At 69.5% G+C, this 15018-nt stretch carries 16 protein-coding genes; 5 read left to right on the top strand and 11 right to left on the bottom strand.

The features are described 5' to 3' along the window. Positions 1-276: alpha/beta hydrolase family protein (locus FXO23_RS51680; protein ID WP_246257721.1), on the top strand; the 276-nt coding region annotated here is incomplete at its 5' end. 110 nt (positions 277-386) lie between these two features. Here the strand turns inward: FXO23_RS51680 and gad are convergent. The 4 genes from gad to FXO23_RS23885 form a co-directional block, all read right to left on the bottom strand. Further along, positions 387-1769 carry a glutamate decarboxylase gene (gad, locus tag FXO23_RS23870; protein ID WP_158887628.1) on the bottom strand — a complete coding sequence of 461 codons (1383 nt, stop codon included), beginning with the start codon at positions 1767-1769 and terminating at the stop codon, positions 387-389. A 73-nt stretch (positions 1770-1842) separates the two neighbouring features. Continuing rightward, a complete protein-coding gene (locus FXO23_RS23875) occupies positions 1843-2319 on the bottom strand; it encodes a Dps family protein (protein WP_158887629.1) in 477 nt (158 codons plus the stop codon). Between the two features lie 29 nt (positions 2320-2348). Then, entirely contained in the window at positions 2349-2774 is a 426-nt protein-coding gene (locus tag FXO23_RS23880; RefSeq protein ID WP_158887630.1) for an organic hydroperoxide resistance protein, read from the bottom strand. Between the two features lie 144 nt (positions 2775-2918). Further along, positions 2919-3473 (bottom strand): NADPH-dependent FMN reductase, encoded by a 555-nt coding sequence (locus FXO23_RS23885; protein ID WP_158887697.1) that lies wholly within the window; start codon positions 3471-3473, stop codon positions 2919-2921. A 170-nt stretch (positions 3474-3643) separates the two neighbouring features. Here FXO23_RS23885 and FXO23_RS23890 point away from each other — a divergent pair, with 170 nt between their 5' ends. Next, the gene (locus tag FXO23_RS23890; protein WP_158887631.1) at positions 3644-4702 is read left to right on the top strand and encodes an alpha/beta hydrolase; all 1059 of its coding nucleotides are present in this window, start codon (positions 3644-3646) and stop codon (positions 4700-4702) included. Positions 4703-4780: 78 nt separating this feature from the next. Here the strand turns inward: FXO23_RS23890 and FXO23_RS23895 are convergent, their stop codons facing one another. The 5 genes from FXO23_RS23895 to FXO23_RS23915 form a co-directional block, all read right to left on the bottom strand. After that, the gene (locus FXO23_RS23895; protein WP_158887632.1) at positions 4781-5293 is read right to left on the bottom strand and encodes a hypothetical protein; all 513 of its coding nucleotides are present in this window, start codon (positions 5291-5293) and stop codon (positions 4781-4783) included. Between the two features lie 443 nt (positions 5294-5736). Further along, complete coding sequence (locus tag FXO23_RS23900) at positions 5737-7179, bottom strand: catalase (RefSeq protein WP_158887633.1); 1443 nt, start codon at positions 7177-7179, stop codon at positions 5737-5739. Next, the gene (locus tag FXO23_RS23905) at positions 7176-7637 is read right to left on the bottom strand and encodes a Fur family transcriptional regulator (protein WP_158887634.1); all 462 of its coding nucleotides are present in this window, start codon (positions 7635-7637) and stop codon (positions 7176-7178) included. The genes FXO23_RS23900 and FXO23_RS23905 overlap by 4 nt, the downstream gene beginning before the upstream one ends. Before the next feature lie 244 nt (positions 7638-7881). Next, a complete protein-coding gene (locus tag FXO23_RS23910) occupies positions 7882-8460 on the bottom strand; it encodes an acyl-CoA-like ligand-binding transcription factor (protein WP_246257723.1) in 579 nt (192 codons plus the stop codon). 4 nt (positions 8461-8464) lie between these two features. After that, entirely contained in the window at positions 8465-9982 is a 1518-nt protein-coding gene (locus FXO23_RS23915; protein WP_246257725.1) for a DHA2 family efflux MFS transporter permease subunit, read from the bottom strand. A 121-nt stretch (positions 9983-10103) separates the two neighbouring features. On the opposite strand from FXO23_RS23915, the gene FXO23_RS23920 reads away from it, so the two are divergent. Both FXO23_RS23920 and FXO23_RS23925 read left to right on the top strand, forming a co-directional pair. Continuing rightward, positions 10104-11300 carry an MFS transporter gene (locus FXO23_RS23920; protein WP_246257727.1) on the top strand — a complete coding sequence of 399 codons (1197 nt, stop codon included), beginning with the start codon at positions 10104-10106 and terminating at the stop codon, positions 11298-11300. Next, entirely contained in the window at positions 11297-12430 is a 1134-nt protein-coding gene (locus tag FXO23_RS23925) for a glycosyltransferase family 9 protein (protein ID WP_158887636.1), read from the top strand. Before FXO23_RS23920 ends, FXO23_RS23925 begins: the two co-directional genes overlap by 4 nt. 123 nt (positions 12431-12553) lie before the next feature. Here FXO23_RS23925 and FXO23_RS23930 read toward each other — a convergent pair whose 3' ends face one another. Next, positions 12554-12949, bottom strand: a complete 396-nt coding sequence (locus tag FXO23_RS23930) for a hypothetical protein (protein WP_158887637.1) — start codon at positions 12947-12949, stop codon at positions 12554-12556. 114 nt (positions 12950-13063) lie between these two features. Between FXO23_RS23930 and FXO23_RS23935 the strand changes: the two genes are divergently transcribed. Then, positions 13064-13597 carry a CHAP domain-containing protein gene (locus FXO23_RS23935; RefSeq protein WP_158887638.1) on the top strand — a complete coding sequence of 178 codons (534 nt, stop codon included), beginning with the start codon at positions 13064-13066 and terminating at the stop codon, positions 13595-13597. A gap of 216 nt (positions 13598-13813) precedes the next feature. On the opposite strand, the gene FXO23_RS23940 is transcribed toward FXO23_RS23935, so the two are convergent. Further along, on the bottom strand, positions 13814-15001 hold the full coding sequence (locus FXO23_RS23940) for an RtcB family protein (RefSeq protein ID WP_158887639.1): 1188 nt from the start codon (positions 14999-15001) through the stop codon (positions 13814-13816). Between the last annotated feature and the right edge of the window lie 17 nt (positions 15002-15018).

Here is a 15018-nt window from a genome sequence, read left to right on the forward strand (position 1 = left end):
GGCTCCCCGGAGACCGTTCCGGCGGTGTACCAGGAGTGCTCGCCGATCACCTATGTCGGCGCGGTCGCCGCGCCGGTGCTCGTGCTCGCCGGGGACAACGACCCCCGCTGGACGATCCGGCAGGTGGAGAACTACCTCGACCGGCTCGCCGCGCGCGGCATCCCGTACGAGTTCTACCGCTACGACGCCGGGCACGGTTCCCTGGTGATCGCCGAGACGATCCGGCAGACCGCCGCCGAGGTGCACTTCGCCCTCCGCACCCTCGGCCTCCGCTAGACCCTTTCATGAGGGGACCCCTCCAGACGGAATTTGTCCGGAGGGGTCCCCTCATGACAGACGGCTAGCGGCACTCCTCGTTCGGTGAGTCGACACCGCCAGCCTAGGGATCAGTGGTGGAAGGCGGTGCCGGTCGAGGAGTCCCGCACCGGCCCCGGCTGGCGTTCCAGATCGGGCAGGAGCCGTTCCAGGTCGCGCACCAGCAGGTCGGCGAGGTCGTGGGTGAAACCGTTGCGGCACACGATCCGCAGCACGGCGAGATCGGTCCGGTTCTCCGGGAAGGTGTAGGCCGGAACCAGCCAGCCGCGTTCCCGCAGGCGCCGGGACACGTCGAAGACGTCGAACGCGGTCACCTCCGGTTTCGTGGTGAACGCGAACACCGGGAGCTGATCGCCCCGGGTGAGCAGCCGGAACGGGCCGAGCTCGCCGATCCGGGCGGCCAGGCCGGTCGCCACGTCCCGGCTCGCCTGCTGGACCGCGCGGAAGCCGTCGCGGCCGAGCCGCACGAACGTGTAGTACTGCGCGGCGACCTCGGCGCCCGGGCGGGAGAAGTTGAGCGCGAAGGTCGGCATGTCCCCGCCGAGGTAGTTGACGTTGAAGATGAGGTCGGACGGCAGCGCCGCCTGGTCGCGCCAGAGCACCCACCCGACGCCCGGGTAGACGAGGCCGTACTTGTGGCCGGAGGTGTTGATCGAGGCGACGCGGGGCAGCCGGAAGTCCCAGACCAGGTCCGGATCCAGGAACGGGGCGATCATCGCGCCGGAGGCGCCGTCCACGTGGACGGGGATGTCCAGTCCGGTGCGCTCGTGCAGGCCGTCGAGGGCCCGGACGATTTCGGCGACCGGTTCGTAGCTGCCGTCGAAAGTGGACCCGAGGATGGCGACCACGCCGATGGTGTTCTCGTCGCAGCGCGCCACCGCCTCGTCGGCGGTGAGGTGGAAGCGGTCGCCCGCCATCGGCACCAGCCGCGGTTCCACGTCCCAGTAGCGGCAGAACTTCTCCCAGCACACCTGGACGTTCGCGCCCATCACCAGGTTGGGGCGGCCGGGGCCGGACCAGCGGCGTTTCAGGGCCATTCCGGCGAGCATGCACGCTTCGGACGAACCGACCGTGGAGCAGCCCATGACCGTCGCCGGGTCGGGCGCGTGCCACAGATCGGCGAGGATGTTGACGCAGCGCCGTTCCAGTTCGGCGGTGAGCGGGTACTCGTCCTTGTCGATCATGTTCTTGTCGACGCAGTCGGCCATCAGCTCGCGCGCCTGCGGTTCCATCCACGTGGTCACGAACGTGGCCAAATTCAACCGCGCGTTCCCGTCGAGCATCAGCTCGTCGCGGACGAGTTGCAGCGCCGTGTCCGGCGGGAGGGAATCGTCCCGGAGCCGCTCGTGCGGCAGCGTCAGCTCCGCCGCGAGTGCCGGATTCGCCCCGGTGTGGAGCGGATTCGTCCCGCCCACGCGGTCTGGACGGCTCGGTTTTCCCTGATGCAGCACCATGATTCGAACCCTAATGCGGAAACGGCCGCCCCGCGCGTGCGCGAGGCGGCCACTTCGTGCGAACCAGTGCCGGTCAGGCCTGCTGCGCCTGCCACATCCAGTGCGCCTTCTCCAGTTCCCGCGTGATCTCGATCAGCAGGTCCTGGGTGACCAGGTCGCTCTTGTCGGTCTCGTCGATCCGCGCGCGCAGGCGCCGGATCAGCTGGGCGAGGATGTCCACGATCGCCGCGACCGTGGCCTCCACGCTCTGCCAGTTGTCCGGGTACTCGGGCGCGCCGGAACTCTCCACCACGGTCTTCGCCTTGCCGTTCGGCGAAACCCCGATGGCGTTGGCGCGTTCGGCGACCTCGTCGACGTACTTGCGCGCGGTGTCGACCAGTTCGTCCAGTTGCAGGTGCGCGCTGCGGAAGTTCGGGCCCACCACGTTCCAGTGGGCCTGCTTGGCGATCAGCGAGAGATCGACCAGGTCGACCAGGGACGCCTGCAGCGCGTTGCCGGTGATTTCCTTGTCGCTCTCGGGGAGCGGGCTGTTGATCGGAGAACGGCTCACGAGTTCGTTCCTCTCTGTGTGCTCGTCGCTTACGTGGTGGCGGTGACCTCCACCTCGATGTTTCCCCTGGTGGCGTTGGAATACGGGCAGACCTGGTGCGCCTGGGTGACCAGTTCGTCGGCCTTGCCCTGTTCCATTCCGCGCAACGTGGTGTCCAGTTTGACGGTCAGCTGGAACTTGCCGGTCTCGTTCCGGCCGATGCCGACCCGCGCGGTGACCTCCGAATCACCGACGTCCACACCGGACTGTTTGGCGACCAGCCGGAGCGCGCTGTGGAAACAGGCCGCGTACCCCGCGGCGAAGAGCTGTTCGGGATTGGTGCGTTCCCCGCCGGGGCCGCCCATTTCCTTGGGCACGGCGAGTTTTTCGTCGATCACACCGTCGGACGAGGTGACCTCTCCGTTGCGTCCGTCGCCGCGAGCGGTTGCCTCGGCCGTGTACAGCGGCTCGACCATTGCGCGGTACCTCCTGTGCGAGTGTGCGGTCCAGCGTCTCACCGGTTTCAACGTTCCGCAGTCGCGAAACCGTGCCGCCGCATGGCAGGACTCACCCAGGGGAATACCCGAGCGGGCCTTCCTTCAACCCACCCGGGGGAGTGATCAATCGCTCGCTTCGCGCGTCCGGGCGAACTCGACCACGTGCCGTCCGATCAGGCGCAAGGTGTTGACGACCTTCGGGTCGGAGGCGCCACCCGCCTCGTCGAACTTGACCTCGGCGGAGTTCACCGACCCGCCGAGCGGGGTCGGCCACCCGCGCAGGGCGTGCGTGATCGTGCGCAGCTGGTCGAGCGTGGTCACCGCGGCCTGCCAGCCGTAGGCGACGGCCACCAGGCCGACCCCGCGGCCGTCCAGGTACGGCCGCCGGTCCGGGCGGAGATCCTCGACGTAGTCCAGGGCGTTCTTGATCAGTCCGGACAGCGCGCCGTGGTAGCCGGGCGAGACGATGATGAGCCCGTCCGCCTCCCGGATCCCCTCGATCAGGCGTTCGGCCTCCGGAGAACGTTCCTCCAGGGCGGAGTCGTAGAAGGGCAGTTGCAGTTCGGCACCGGTGATGGCCCGCGTCCGCGCCCCCGCTTCGGCCGCCCCGGCGAGCGCGATGTGCAGCGCCCGTTCGGACTGGGAGCCTTCGCGGAGCGAGCCGCCGATACCGAGCACTTTGACCGCGCTAGAAGAACTCACACACCCGAGGCTAACCCCTCTACTTAGGTTCAAGTCCACGTTCTGGGATCGAGTTCCCAGTCACAGGCATCCGTTCGGCGGATATGGCTTTGCTCACTACTGACTAGTAACGTCGTCCGGCAAGAGATCGGCGAGGAGGATTGCCCATGTCCATACCGCTCCAGATCCGGGTGCAGGCCGCCGCCGCGCAGCTGCTGTACGCCCTGCCGCAGCCCGTGCGCAGGCTCGTCGCCGGCCGGCCGATCCGGCTGGACGGGCAGGAACTCGCCCTCGACGCGCAGTTGCTGCTGCGGCTGCAGCAACTGTCCGGCGCCTCGTTCGTCAGCGACACCGTGGAGAAGTCGCGGCGCGACCTGGACGCGGGGCGGCACCTGGTCAGCGGCAAGCCGATCGAGCCGGTGCACACCCGCGAGGTCGCGATCCCCGGCGCGGGCGGCGACATCCCGGCCACCCTGTACACCCCGGCCGGCCTGCCGGAACCGTCCGGGCTGCTGATCTTCTACCACGGCGGCGGCTGGGTGGTGGGCACCCGGGAAAGCCACGACAACACCGCGCGGTTCTTCGCCCGGCACGCCGACGTGCGGGTGCTGTCCATCGACTACCGGCTCGCGCCCGAACACCCGTTCCCGGCGGCGGCCGAGGACGCGGTCTCGGCGTTCGACTACGCGCACGCGAAAGCCGCCGAACTGGGCGCCGATCCGGACCGGATCGCGGTCGGCGGGGACAGCGCGGGCGGCAACCTGGCCGCGGTGACCGCGCAGGTCACGGTCCGGCGCGGCGGGCCGTCCCCCGCGTTCCAGCTGTTGATCTATCCGGGCGTCGACGCGACCACGCGGCGCCGGTCGCGGGAGCTGTTCGCGGACGGGTTCTTCCTCACCGACGAGCACATGACCTGGTTCCTGGACCACTACGCCCCCGAAGGGGTGGACCGGACCGATCCGCGGCTGTCCCCGCTGCTGGCCGAGGACCTGAGCGGGCTGCCCCCGGCGTATGTCGCGACGGCCGGATTCGACCCGCTGCGGGACGAGGGCGAGGCTTATGCAAAACGGTTGCGGGAAGCGGGCGTGCCGACCGCATTGAGTCGGCAGCCCGATCTGATCCACGGTTATGTGAATTTCCTCGGCGTCGGCCGCCGCTTCCGTGAGGCCACCGCGGAAGCGGCGGGCGCGCTGCGCCTCGGGCTCAGTTTGCACAAAACGCGATAAAAGAAAGCGGGACGGCAGGAATCCGGTGCGGAAACGAGTTCCGCACCGGATTCCGCAACCTCCTTCAGCCGGGTCGCGTCACGGCGTCGGCAGCGGCGGAGTCGGCACCGGGAGCGGCGGGGTCGGCAGCGGGGGCAGGCTCGGCGCACCGCCGCCGAGCAGGCTCTTGACCAGCCCGCACAGGGCGTCCACCAGGCTCATCACCAGGTTCTTGACCATGGCCAGCGGGTCGCCGGGCAGCCCGGGCACCGGGGGCAGCTGGCGCGGGTCGGCCACGTACCGGGCCGTCTGGACGCCCTGTTTGTGCACGTCACCGGCCATGCTCTGGGATTCGGCCTGGATCGAGTAGCGCTTGCCGGCGGCGAGGTCGGCCAGCAACGGGTTCAGCTTGCCCAGCGTGCCGCTCGTCCTGGCGTTGTCGCCGGCGTAGGCGTCCCGGGCCAGCTGGTCGCGCAGTTTCACCACCTGCGCACCGGCCGCTTCGGTGCTGGAGTTCCCCTTGCCGCCCGCCGCGGCCACTCCGGCCGAAGTCAGGGCGACCACACTGCTCGCCACGATCACGGCAATGGATCGGACAATCCTGCCTTTCATTCCTTACCTCCTGGCCTCTTGGTGGATCGCCTGCACGTACGAACCAATGCACAATCGATACCAAGCGTGTCGAAGAATCACCACTCGACCACCAGGACGGGCAGTTTTCCAACCCTTACGTGCCGAATTCAATTCCAAAAACAGTCCCGCAATTGATTAACCCACCGATCTTGAGCCTCGCTCAGATGATCAACTTCCGGGGCATCGCCGTGCGCGCTGTGTGCTCGCCTCACCCGCCAGAACGGATCGGTAGTCCACACGGGTGTATTCGGTGATCGTTTTCGCTCATCACCCCGTTGTGCGGGCGTGTCGGATAGACCGCTGGTGCACATGTCCCCCACGTTTGGCGCAGTGACCACTGAGGTCACGGCCCAGACAGCGGAAGCGGCCCCGGTGAGCGAATACTCACCGGGGCCGCCGTGTTCCGTGGTGGGAGCGAAAACCTACTTCTGGAAGGCCTGGGCGACCTTGTCACCCAGGTTCTTGTCCACGTTGCGCCAGTACTCGAAGACGCGCTCCAGGACCGGCTGGGACACGCCGTTGGAGGCGTGGCCGACGATGTTGCTCACCAGCCGCTCGCGCGCGGCGTCGTCGAGCACCTCGCGGACCATCGTGCCCGGCTGGCCGAAGTCGTCGTCCTCCGCGTGCGGCTTGTACGCCGAGCGCAGCACCTCACCGGTGGCGCCGTACGCGGAAGCGGCCTCACCGGCGAGCGCGGCGTCGGCGTGCGGGCCGCCGTAGGAGTTCGGCGCGTACACCGGGTCGCCCGGGTTGCTGTAGCGCATGTGGCCGTCCCTGGAGTAGCTGTTCACCTCGGACTTGGCCGCGTTGACCGGCAGCTGGGTGTAGTTCGGGCCGATCCGGTAGCGGTGCGCGTCCGGGTAGGCGAACAGGCGGCCGAGCAGCATCTTGTCCGGCGACGGGCCGATGCCCGGCACCAGGTTCGCCGGCTCGAACGCGGCCTGCTCGATCTGCGCGAAGTAGTTCTCCGGGTTCCGGTCGAGCACGTACCGGCCGACCTTGATCAGCGGGTAGTCGCCGTGCGGCCACACCTTGGTCAGGTCGAACGGGTTGAACCGGTAGTCCGCGGCCTCGTCGTGCGGCATGACCTGCACGTACAGCGTCCAGCTCGGGTGGTCGCCCGCCTTGATGCTGTTGAAGAGGTCGGCGATGTGGTGGTCGCGGGACGAACCGGCGAGGGCGTCGGCCTCGCTCTGGGTCAGGAACTCGATGCCCTGGTCGGTCTTGAAGTGGTACTTGACCCAGAACTTCTCGCCCTTGGCGTTCTCCCACAGGTAGGTGTGCGAGCCGTAGCCGTTCATGTGCCGCCAGGTCTTCGGGATCCCGCGGTCACCCATCAGCCAGGTCACCTGGTGCGCCGACTCCGGGCGCAGCGTCCAGAAGTCCCACTGCATGTCGTGGTCGTGCAGGTGGTTGTCGGCGCGACGCTTCTGCGAGTGGATGAAGTCCGGGAACTTGATCGGGTCGCGGATGAAGAACACCGGGGTGTTGTTGCCGACGATGTCGTAGTTGCCCTGGCTGGTGTAGAACTTCACCGCGAAACCGCGCGGGTCGCGCACGGTGTCCGGGAAGCCCAGCTCGCCGGCCACGGTGGAGAAGCGGATCAGGCTCTCGGTGCGGGTGCCCGGCTGGAACACCGCGGCCTTGGTGAACTGGCTGACGTCCTCGGTGACCTCGAGGAAGCCGAACGCGCCGCCGCCCTTCGCGTGCACCACGCGCTCCGGCACGCGCTCGCGGTTGAACTGCGCGTTCTTCTCGATGAGGTAGTGGTCCTGCAGCAGGATCGGGCCGTTGGCGCCCAGGGTCAGCGAATCGTTGTCGCTGGCCACCGGGATGCCCACGTTGTTGGTGGTCGGCTTGGTCACGCCGAGTCCCTCCCTTGTCGTGGTGGGTTTTCTTGCTTTCGGGCACAGTCGGGGCACCGTCCCCAGAAGACCACCTCCGCCTCGTCGATCTGGAAACCCGCCGTGCCGGAGGGTTCGAGGCAGGGTGCCGAACCGTGGACGCAGTCGACGTCCTCGGTGCGTCCGCAGACTCGGCACACCAGGTGGTGGTGGTTGTCGCCGGTTCGCGTCTCGAACCGCGCCGGATGCCCGGCCGGTTCGATCCGCCGCACCAGGTCGGCGCCCGCGCACGCGCCCAGTACGTCGTAGACGGCCTGGGTGGACACCGAGCCGAGCCGCCGCCGGACACCCGTCGCGACCTGGTCGGCCGTGGTGTGCGGGTGCTCGGCGAGCCAGTCGAGCACGGCGATCCGCGGAGCGGTGACCCGGAGGCCGGCCGCCTTCAGGCGGTCGCGCGCGGGGCTTTCCTGGTGGGACATGACCCTGTCAGCTTGGCGCGTTTTCTGGAATGAGTCAAGAAAACACGCCGGACCGGGTGAGTGAAGGGCCCGTTTCGACCGTTTTTCGACAGCAAATCTCCCTCGCTCACGCCCATCGAGAGCAAAGGTCCCCCGCTGCCGTGGTTCTGGAGTGAAGGTCCCTTGCTCCCCGCACGATCGCCGCGCCGATACCGCCCAATTCCCCCGGTGACCAGCGCGATCCCGGCACGCCCGGCGAAGTCGTTCACAACGGCAACCCGTCCTCGAGGAGTTCGAGCGCGCGGTCGAAGTACTCCAGGAAGTCAGCCTGCCGCCCCTCCTCCAGCGCAGCGAAGAACGACGACATCACCACCCCGACGACCGCGCCCGCCCAGGTCCGGACCGCGTAGTCGCCCGGTTCGCGGCCGACCCGTTCGGCGACCGCGCCGACCAGCAGGCCCAGCCCGGACACGAACAGGTCGAGCAGCGCGGTCCGCAGTTCGGGCACGGTGAAGACCAGGCGCTGCCGGGCGAACTCGAGTTCGGACTCGTCGGCGGGCAGCCGCTCGAACACGTCGTGGAGCGCGCCCCGGACCGCGGCGATCGGCGTCAGCTCGGCGGGCTGCCGGAGGAACGAGTCGATCACCACCGGATCGAACTTGTCGTAGAGCACGGTGTCCTCTTTGGTCGGGAAGTACCGGAAGAACGTGCTCTGCGAGACCTCCGCCGCCTCGGCGATCTGCTCCACGGTCGTCGTCGCGTAGCCCTGCTCGAGGAACAGCCGCAACGCGTGCCGCTGGATCGCGGCGCGCGTTTTGGCCTTCTTGCGTTCACGCAGCCCCACGGGCTCACCCTGCGACGGAGACATGCTCCGATTCTGACCTGTCCTCCGCCACCCGCGGGAGGAAGGCCACCGCGAGCAGCACGCCGACCACCGCGAAGCCCGCGCACACCCACAGCGCGGCGCCCATTCCGTCCACGAACGCGCCGCGCACCGAGTCCAGCAGGCCCGGCGTGTGGGTGGTTCCGGCGACCCGCGCCCCGGCGGCCGCGCTGTCGCGGACCGCGTCGGCGGCGGGCGCGGGCAGTCCGGTCACGTCGACTCCGTCGCGGTACGCGGCGTTGAGCACGGTGCCCAGGATCGCCACGCCGAGTGTCCCGCCGACCTGCCGCAGGGCCTGCAGCAGCGCCGAGCCGACGCCGCTGTGCCCGGTGCGCAGCGCGCCCATCGCCACGTCCATGGCCAGCGGCATGGCCCAGCCGAGCCCGAGCCCGATCAGCGACGCCCAGATCGCGGTGAAGCCGTAGCCATCGGCGACGTCGGTGGCCGCGCCCAGCGCGAGCCCAGCGGCGATGAGCGCGAAGCCGAACGCGACATTCACCTTGGCGCCCAGTTTGAGGGTGAACTTCTGCACGATCTGCACGCCGACCAGCAGCCCGCCGACGATCGGCAGCAGCCGCAGCCCGGTGCCCAGCGCATCCGTCCCGCCGACCGCCTGGAAGTACTGCGGCAGCAGGAACATCGCGCCCATCATCCCGAAGGACGCGATGGTCGCGAGCACCGAACCCCAGGCGAATCCGGGCGAGGCGAACAGGCCGAGGTCGACCAGTGGCCGGGCCGCTCGCCGCAGCCAGCCGACGAACGCGCCGAGCAGCACCACGCCGGCGGCGATCGGCGCGAGGGCCGCGGCGGAACCCCACCCGCGCTCGCCCGCTTCGACGAGCCCGTAGGTCAGCGCGACCAGCCCGGTGCTGGACAGCAGCGTCCCGGGCAGGTCGAACCGCGGCCCACGCTTCCCCGGAGTGGCGGGCAGCAGCAGGGCCAGCGCGAGGATGCCGATCGCCACGAGCGGGACGTTGATGAGGAAGACCGAACCCCACCAGTAGTGGTCGAGCAGCCAGCCGCCGAGCACCGGGCCGAGGGGGATGCCGACGGCCATCGCGGTGGACCAGACCGCGATCGCGCGGCCGCGTTCCGCGGGGCTGAACAGCACGGTCAGCAGGGACATCGACAGCGGGACCAGCAGTGCGGCGCCGAGCCCGAGGACCGCCCGCGCGGCGATCAGCTGAGCGGCCGAATCCGCGTACGCGCAGGCGAGCGAGGCCAGCCCGAACAGCGCGAGCGCGCCGAGGAGCAGCCGCTTCTGCCCGAACCGGTCGCCGAGCAGTCCCGCCGGGAGCAGGCCCGCGGCGAGCACCAGCGTGTAGGCGTTCGAGAACCACTGCAGCTGGGTCGTCGAGGCGTGCAGATCGGTGGCCAGTGTGGGCAAGGCGACGTTGAGGATCGTCACGTCCAGGCCGAAGGCGAGCAGCGCCACCGCGAGCGCGCCCAGCGCCCACCAGCGGCGGGGGTCGGCAGTCATCATCACGAGCACCTTTCGACAGTAACTACCAATTGATAGTAGCTGTCACTTTTGCCCGGCGGCAATCTACCGTGACGTGAAAAGGATTTGCACGGACGTACCACGACACGGTGTCATCGCAGGTGTGGCGCTGCAGTCCTATCGCCGGGTCCTGGGCCGGCCGGGTGTCCGCACCTCGATGCTGCTGATGTTCTTCGCCCGGCTGCCGATCACGGCGATGGGCATCACGCTGACCCTGCACGTGGTCAGCGACCTCGGCCGCGGTTACGGCGCGGCGGGCCTGGTCGGCACCGCGACGACCCTCGGCTCCGCGCTCGGCGCCCCGCTGGTCGGCCGGATGATCGACCGCTACGGGCTGCGCCCGGTGACCGCGGTCTGCGCGGCCGCGTCGACCGCGTACTGGCTGAGCGCGGCACACCTGCCGTATGCGGCGCTGCTGGTGGCCGCACTGCCCGCCGGGGTGCTCGCGGTCCCGGCGGGGTCCATCGCCCGCCAGGTGCTCGCGGCGCTCGTGCCCGCGGAGGGGCGGCGGGCCGCGTACTCGCTGGACACCGTTTCGGTCGAGATGACGTTCATGATCGGCCCGGCGGTGGGCATCCTGGTGAGCACCCAGGTCTCGTCGACGGTGGCGCTCAGTTCGATCGGAGTCTGCTTCGCCCTGGCGGGGATCGCGCTGTGGTGGACGAATCCGCCGGTGCGCGGGCAGTTCGAAACCGTGGTCGCGCACACCCGGCCGCCGCTGCGGACCTGGCTCACCGCGCGGTTGACCGGCACCCTGCTGGTGGCCGTCGGCGCGCTGTTCGTCCTGGTGGGCATGGAACTCGCGATGCTGGCGGCGCTGCGCGAATCGGGCGAGGTCACCCAGACCGGGGTGCTGTTCGTGGTGATCTGCCTGGCCTCGCTGATCGGCGGGCTGGTGCACGGCGCGGTCCGGCGCTCGCTGCCGCAGTTGACGCTGATGCTGTTGCTGACCCTGCTGACGATCCCGGTCGGCCTGTTCGACCATCCGTGGTGGCTGCTCGCGCTCGCGCTGATCCCGTCGAACCTGGCCTGCGCGCCGACGATCGCGGCCACCACCGAATCGGTGAGCGCGCTCGCGCCCGCGCGCGTGCGCGGCGAGGCGATGGGCTTGCAGGATTCGGCGACCCGGGCCGGGCTGGCACTGGGCAGCCCGGTGGTGGGGTTCGTGATCGACCGGTCGTCGGCGGCCTGGGGTTTCGTCGCGGCCGGCGGCGGCGGGCTGCTCTTCGCCGTGGTGGCGGTGGTGTTGTTCCGCTGGGCCGCGACGCGTGCTCCGGCGACGGCGGGGAGTGTGGCATGAGCGAATCGGTCCTGGTCAACTTCGTCTACGCGCATCCGGTCGGGCACGCGATCGAGGCGCTGCAGTACTGCCTGGGCTACCACCTGGCCGATCCGGAGCGCCGCATCGGTCTCGTCCTCAACGAGGCCACCCCGGCCGAGCTGGCCCGCTGGTGCCCGTTCGTACACAACTTGTATACAACGCGTATGGACATGTTCGCCCCTGATCCGAGGGCCCTGGAGGGGGTGCCGCGGGACTGGGACTGGGTGGTGGACGATCCCCGGGGCTGGCAGGACGTGCAGCGTGCGGTGTTCCCCGGCCTGGCCGCCTACTACGACCTCGCGCGTGCGCATTTCCGTGCCCGCGCGGGGCATCACGAGGTCGGCGCGGGCGGGCCGGACTACCTGGCCGGGCACCGGTTGCGGCTGACGCCGCCACGCGAGGCGCGCGCCGCGGCGGAAACCCTGCTGCCCGCCACGGCCGGGCCGCGGATCGCGGTGCTGCCGGGCGGGAGCGCGGACCGTTCGCTGTACCCGTCGGTGGCGTCCTGGCGGCGCATACTCCGTGCGCTCGCGGCGCGGTTCCCGGACGCGACCTTCTGCCTGACCGGGAAGCTGGCCGACGACGGCCGCACGCGCACCACGTATTCCCGGGCGGAACTGGACGAGCTGCGCGCGGCGGTTCCGCGGTGCGTGCTCGCGCTCGATCTGCCGATCGCCGAGCAGCTGGCCGTGGTGGACCGCTGCGACGCGCTGGTCTCGCCGCATTCCGGGTTCGGCATGGCCGCGCTCGCGGTGGGCACGCCGTGGGTGGTGCTCGGCGGGAACAAGTGGCCGGAGTTCTACTTCAACCCGGGCGTGCCGTTCTATTCGGTGCTGCCCGACGTCGAACGTTTCCCTTGCTACACCGCGTTCGGCCCGGATCCCGAGCCCGTCGAGGACGACGGCCCGCGGTCACCGAGCATGTCGGCCGCCCGCATCGAGTCCGATGTGGACGAACTCGTCGAAGCGACCGCCCGGATCGTCGAGGGCCGCTGGGACTACGAAACCGCGATGACCGACCACTTCCGGCGGCTCACCGCGCTCTACGACGGCCACACCGAGTGGATGTACTCGGTGGACGGCGTGCACCTGCCGTATCTGCCGGGTTAGTCATCTCCGCGCTCCGGCGGCGGCTTTTGCCCACCACGGTGGCCTCCTCGCGCACGCAAGGGAACCGGGTGCCGGGGTCGTGAGGGTTCAGGCCGGTTGGAACCGGCCGGAACACTCACGACATCAGAGGCAGACCCTGCGCAGGCGGTCGAGGTTCTCGGTGTTGCGCTTGATCCAGTCGGACAGGTTGGCCAGCTCGTCGACGCGCTTCTTCTCGAGTTCCACGTACGAGTCGGCCATGGTGAACAAGGTCTGCTTGACGTCGGCCTCGGCGACCTGGTTGCCCAGCTGGCGCAGGCGCTCGGCCTTCTGCTGGGCCTCGTTCTTGATCTTCTCCGGCGCGGCGGCCGGGTTGAGGTTCGCCAGCCCGAGCGCCTCGCCGCAGGCGCTGACCTTGTTGGTGGCACTGGTCGCCTGGTCGACCGCGTTGTTCGCCTGATCGACCGCGTTGTTGACCTCGGCACACCCCGCCAGGAGGAAACCGAGTCCGACCACTCCGAGAACACCCCATCGCTGCATGAACCCACCATACCGGGTCGTCGGGTACTAACTTTTCCCCAACGTTTCTTGTTAATTGGCAACCTCGAAGTCATCCTGTGCGGGCCACTGGCAACCGGAGGAGAAGGGAACACCATGCGCTCCACCAAGCCGAAGAAGGCCGCGACCCTGTTCGCGGCGCTGGTGACCGCGTGCCTGGCGGTACTCACCGTGCCCGCGGACGCTTCGCCGCGGGCCGCGGATGTGCGGTCCGAGATCGCCCGGCACGCCAAGGGCGAAGTCGGCCAGGGCGAAACCCCGCCGGGCAGCAACTGCAACCCATACGGCCCGTGCGAATCGTGGTGCGCGCACTTCGCCACCTGGACCTGGCGCAAGGCGGGCATCGACATCCCGAACTACGGTTTCACCGGCGACATCTACACCTGGGGCAAGAAGCGGGACCGCGCACACGGCACCGACACCGGCATGCGGGTCGGCGACATCGTGCTGTACGGCACCGGCCCGGGCAACGTGGACACCGGCGTCGTGGTCGCGGTGTCCGACGGCAAGATCACCACGGTGGAAGGCAATTCGGGGGACAAGGTCGCCCGGCACGGCCCGTTCGACCCCCGCCACGCCAAGGCCGCCGGCCGCCCCGCCGACATCTACGGCTGGGTCTCCGCCGCCTGATCTTCTCGGCGCCCCAACCCCACCCCCCACCGCTCCCTTGGGGGGCGACCCCACGCCAAGCGTACCGGCACCATCCCCGGAGAAAGGTCCGTTCGGCGATCTGTGGACAACCTGGTATGCCACTCGCCTGCTGTGGACAACCGGGGAGGATGTGTCCTTTGTAGACAAACGAGGGCACTTCCGGCCACCGCGCCGGAAGCGCCCTCGAAACAAACCTCAGCCCTTGACGCAGACGACCTGCTTCAGGTGGGCGACCACCGACACCAGATCGGTCTGCGCCGCGATGACCGACTCGATGTCCTTGTAGGCCGCCGGAATCTCGTCGACCACACCGGAGTCCTTCCGGCACTCCACCCCGCTGGTCTGCTCCGCGAGGTCGGCGGCGGTGAACATCTTCTTCGCCTTGTTCCGCGACATCCGCCGCCCCGCGCCGTGCGACGCCGACTCGAACGAGGACTCGTTGCCCAGTCCCCGCACGATGTACGAACCGGTGCCCATGCTGCCCGGGATGATGCCCAGATCCCCGGACCCGGCCCGGATCGCGCCCTTGCGGGTCACCAGCAGGTCCACGCCGTCGTAGTGCTCCTCGGCGACGTAGTTGTGGTGGCACGAGATCGCGTCGTCGAACCGCACGCCGGGCACGGTGTCGGCCAGCGCCTGCTTCACCAGCGAGACCATGGTCGCCCGGTTGCGCGCCGCGTAGTCCTGCGCCCAGAACAGGTCCCGCCGGTAGGCCGCCATTTCCGGCGTGCCCGCGACGAACACCGCGAGGTCCGGATCCGGCAGGTCGGCGTTGTGCGGCAGGTCCCGCGCGATGCTCATGTGCCGCTTCGCCAGCTCGTTGCCGATACCGCGCGAACCCGAGTGCAGCATCAACCACACCCGCCCGGAGTCCCCGCCCTGCTCGAGGCAGACCTCGATGAAGTGGTTCCCGCCGCCGAGGCTGCCGATCTGCGCCCGCGCCCGGTCCCGCATCGACTGGACGCCGGGGTGCAGTTCGTCGAACGACTTCCAGAACGCGTCCCACCCGCCGACGCCGTGCACGCGCGCCGGGTTCACCGGCGTGCGGTGCATCCCGAAACCGACCGGCACCGCCGCCTCGATACGCCGGCGCAGCGCGCCGAGGTCGTCCGGAAGATCCTTGGCGTACAAGGAAGTCCGCACCGCGCTCATCCCGCACCCGATGTCCACGCCGACCGCGGCCGGGGACACCGCGTCGCGCATGGCGATCACGCTGCCGACGGTCGCGCCCTTGCCGTAGTGCACGTCCGGCATCACCGCCAGGCCGTGCACCCAGGGCAGGTTGGCGACGTTGTGCAGTTGCCGCATGGCGGCTTCGTCGACCGACTGTGGATCGGTCCACATCCGGATCGGCACCCGTGCGCCCTCGACCGCGCTGTACATGACTTCCCCTTCGTTCG

This window comes from Amycolatopsis anabasis, from assembly GCF_009765355.1.
Taxonomy (GTDB): domain Bacteria; phylum Actinomycetota; class Actinomycetes; order Mycobacteriales; family Pseudonocardiaceae; genus Amycolatopsis; species Amycolatopsis anabasis.

Bases quoted from the DNA above. Each gene is read 5' to 3' on its own strand.
- gad (WP_158887628.1), bottom strand. From the start codon at position 1,769: ATGGTGCTGCATCAGGGAAAACCGAGCCGTCCAGACCGCGTGGGCGGG.
- FXO23_RS23880 (WP_158887630.1), bottom strand. From the start codon at position 2,774: ATGGTCGAGCCGCTGTACACGGCCGAGGCAACCGCTCGCGGCGACGGA.
- FXO23_RS23890 (WP_158887631.1), top strand. From the start codon at position 3,644: ATGTCCATACCGCTCCAGATCCGGGTGCAGGCCGCCGCCGCGCAGCTG.
- FXO23_RS23895 (WP_158887632.1), bottom strand. From the start codon at position 5,293: ATGAAAGGCAGGATTGTCCGATCCATTGCCGTGATCGTGGCGAGCAGT.
- FXO23_RS23905 (WP_158887634.1), bottom strand. From the start codon at position 7,637: ATGTCCCACCAGGAAAGCCCCGCGCGCGACCGCCTGAAGGCGGCCGGC.
- FXO23_RS23915 (WP_246257725.1), bottom strand. From the start codon at position 9,982: ATGATGACTGCCGACCCCCGCCGCTGGTGGGCGCTGGGCGCGCTCGCG.
- FXO23_RS23925 (WP_158887636.1), top strand. From the start codon at position 11,297: ATGAGCGAATCGGTCCTGGTCAACTTCGTCTACGCGCATCCGGTCGGG.
- FXO23_RS23930 (WP_158887637.1), bottom strand. From the start codon at position 12,949: ATGCAGCGATGGGGTGTTCTCGGAGTGGTCGGACTCGGTTTCCTCCTG.
- FXO23_RS23935 (WP_158887638.1), top strand. From the start codon at position 13,064: ATGCGCTCCACCAAGCCGAAGAAGGCCGCGACCCTGTTCGCGGCGCTG.
- FXO23_RS23940 (WP_158887639.1), bottom strand. From the start codon at position 15,001: ATGTACAGCGCGGTCGAGGGCGCACGGGTGCCGATCCGGATGTGGACC.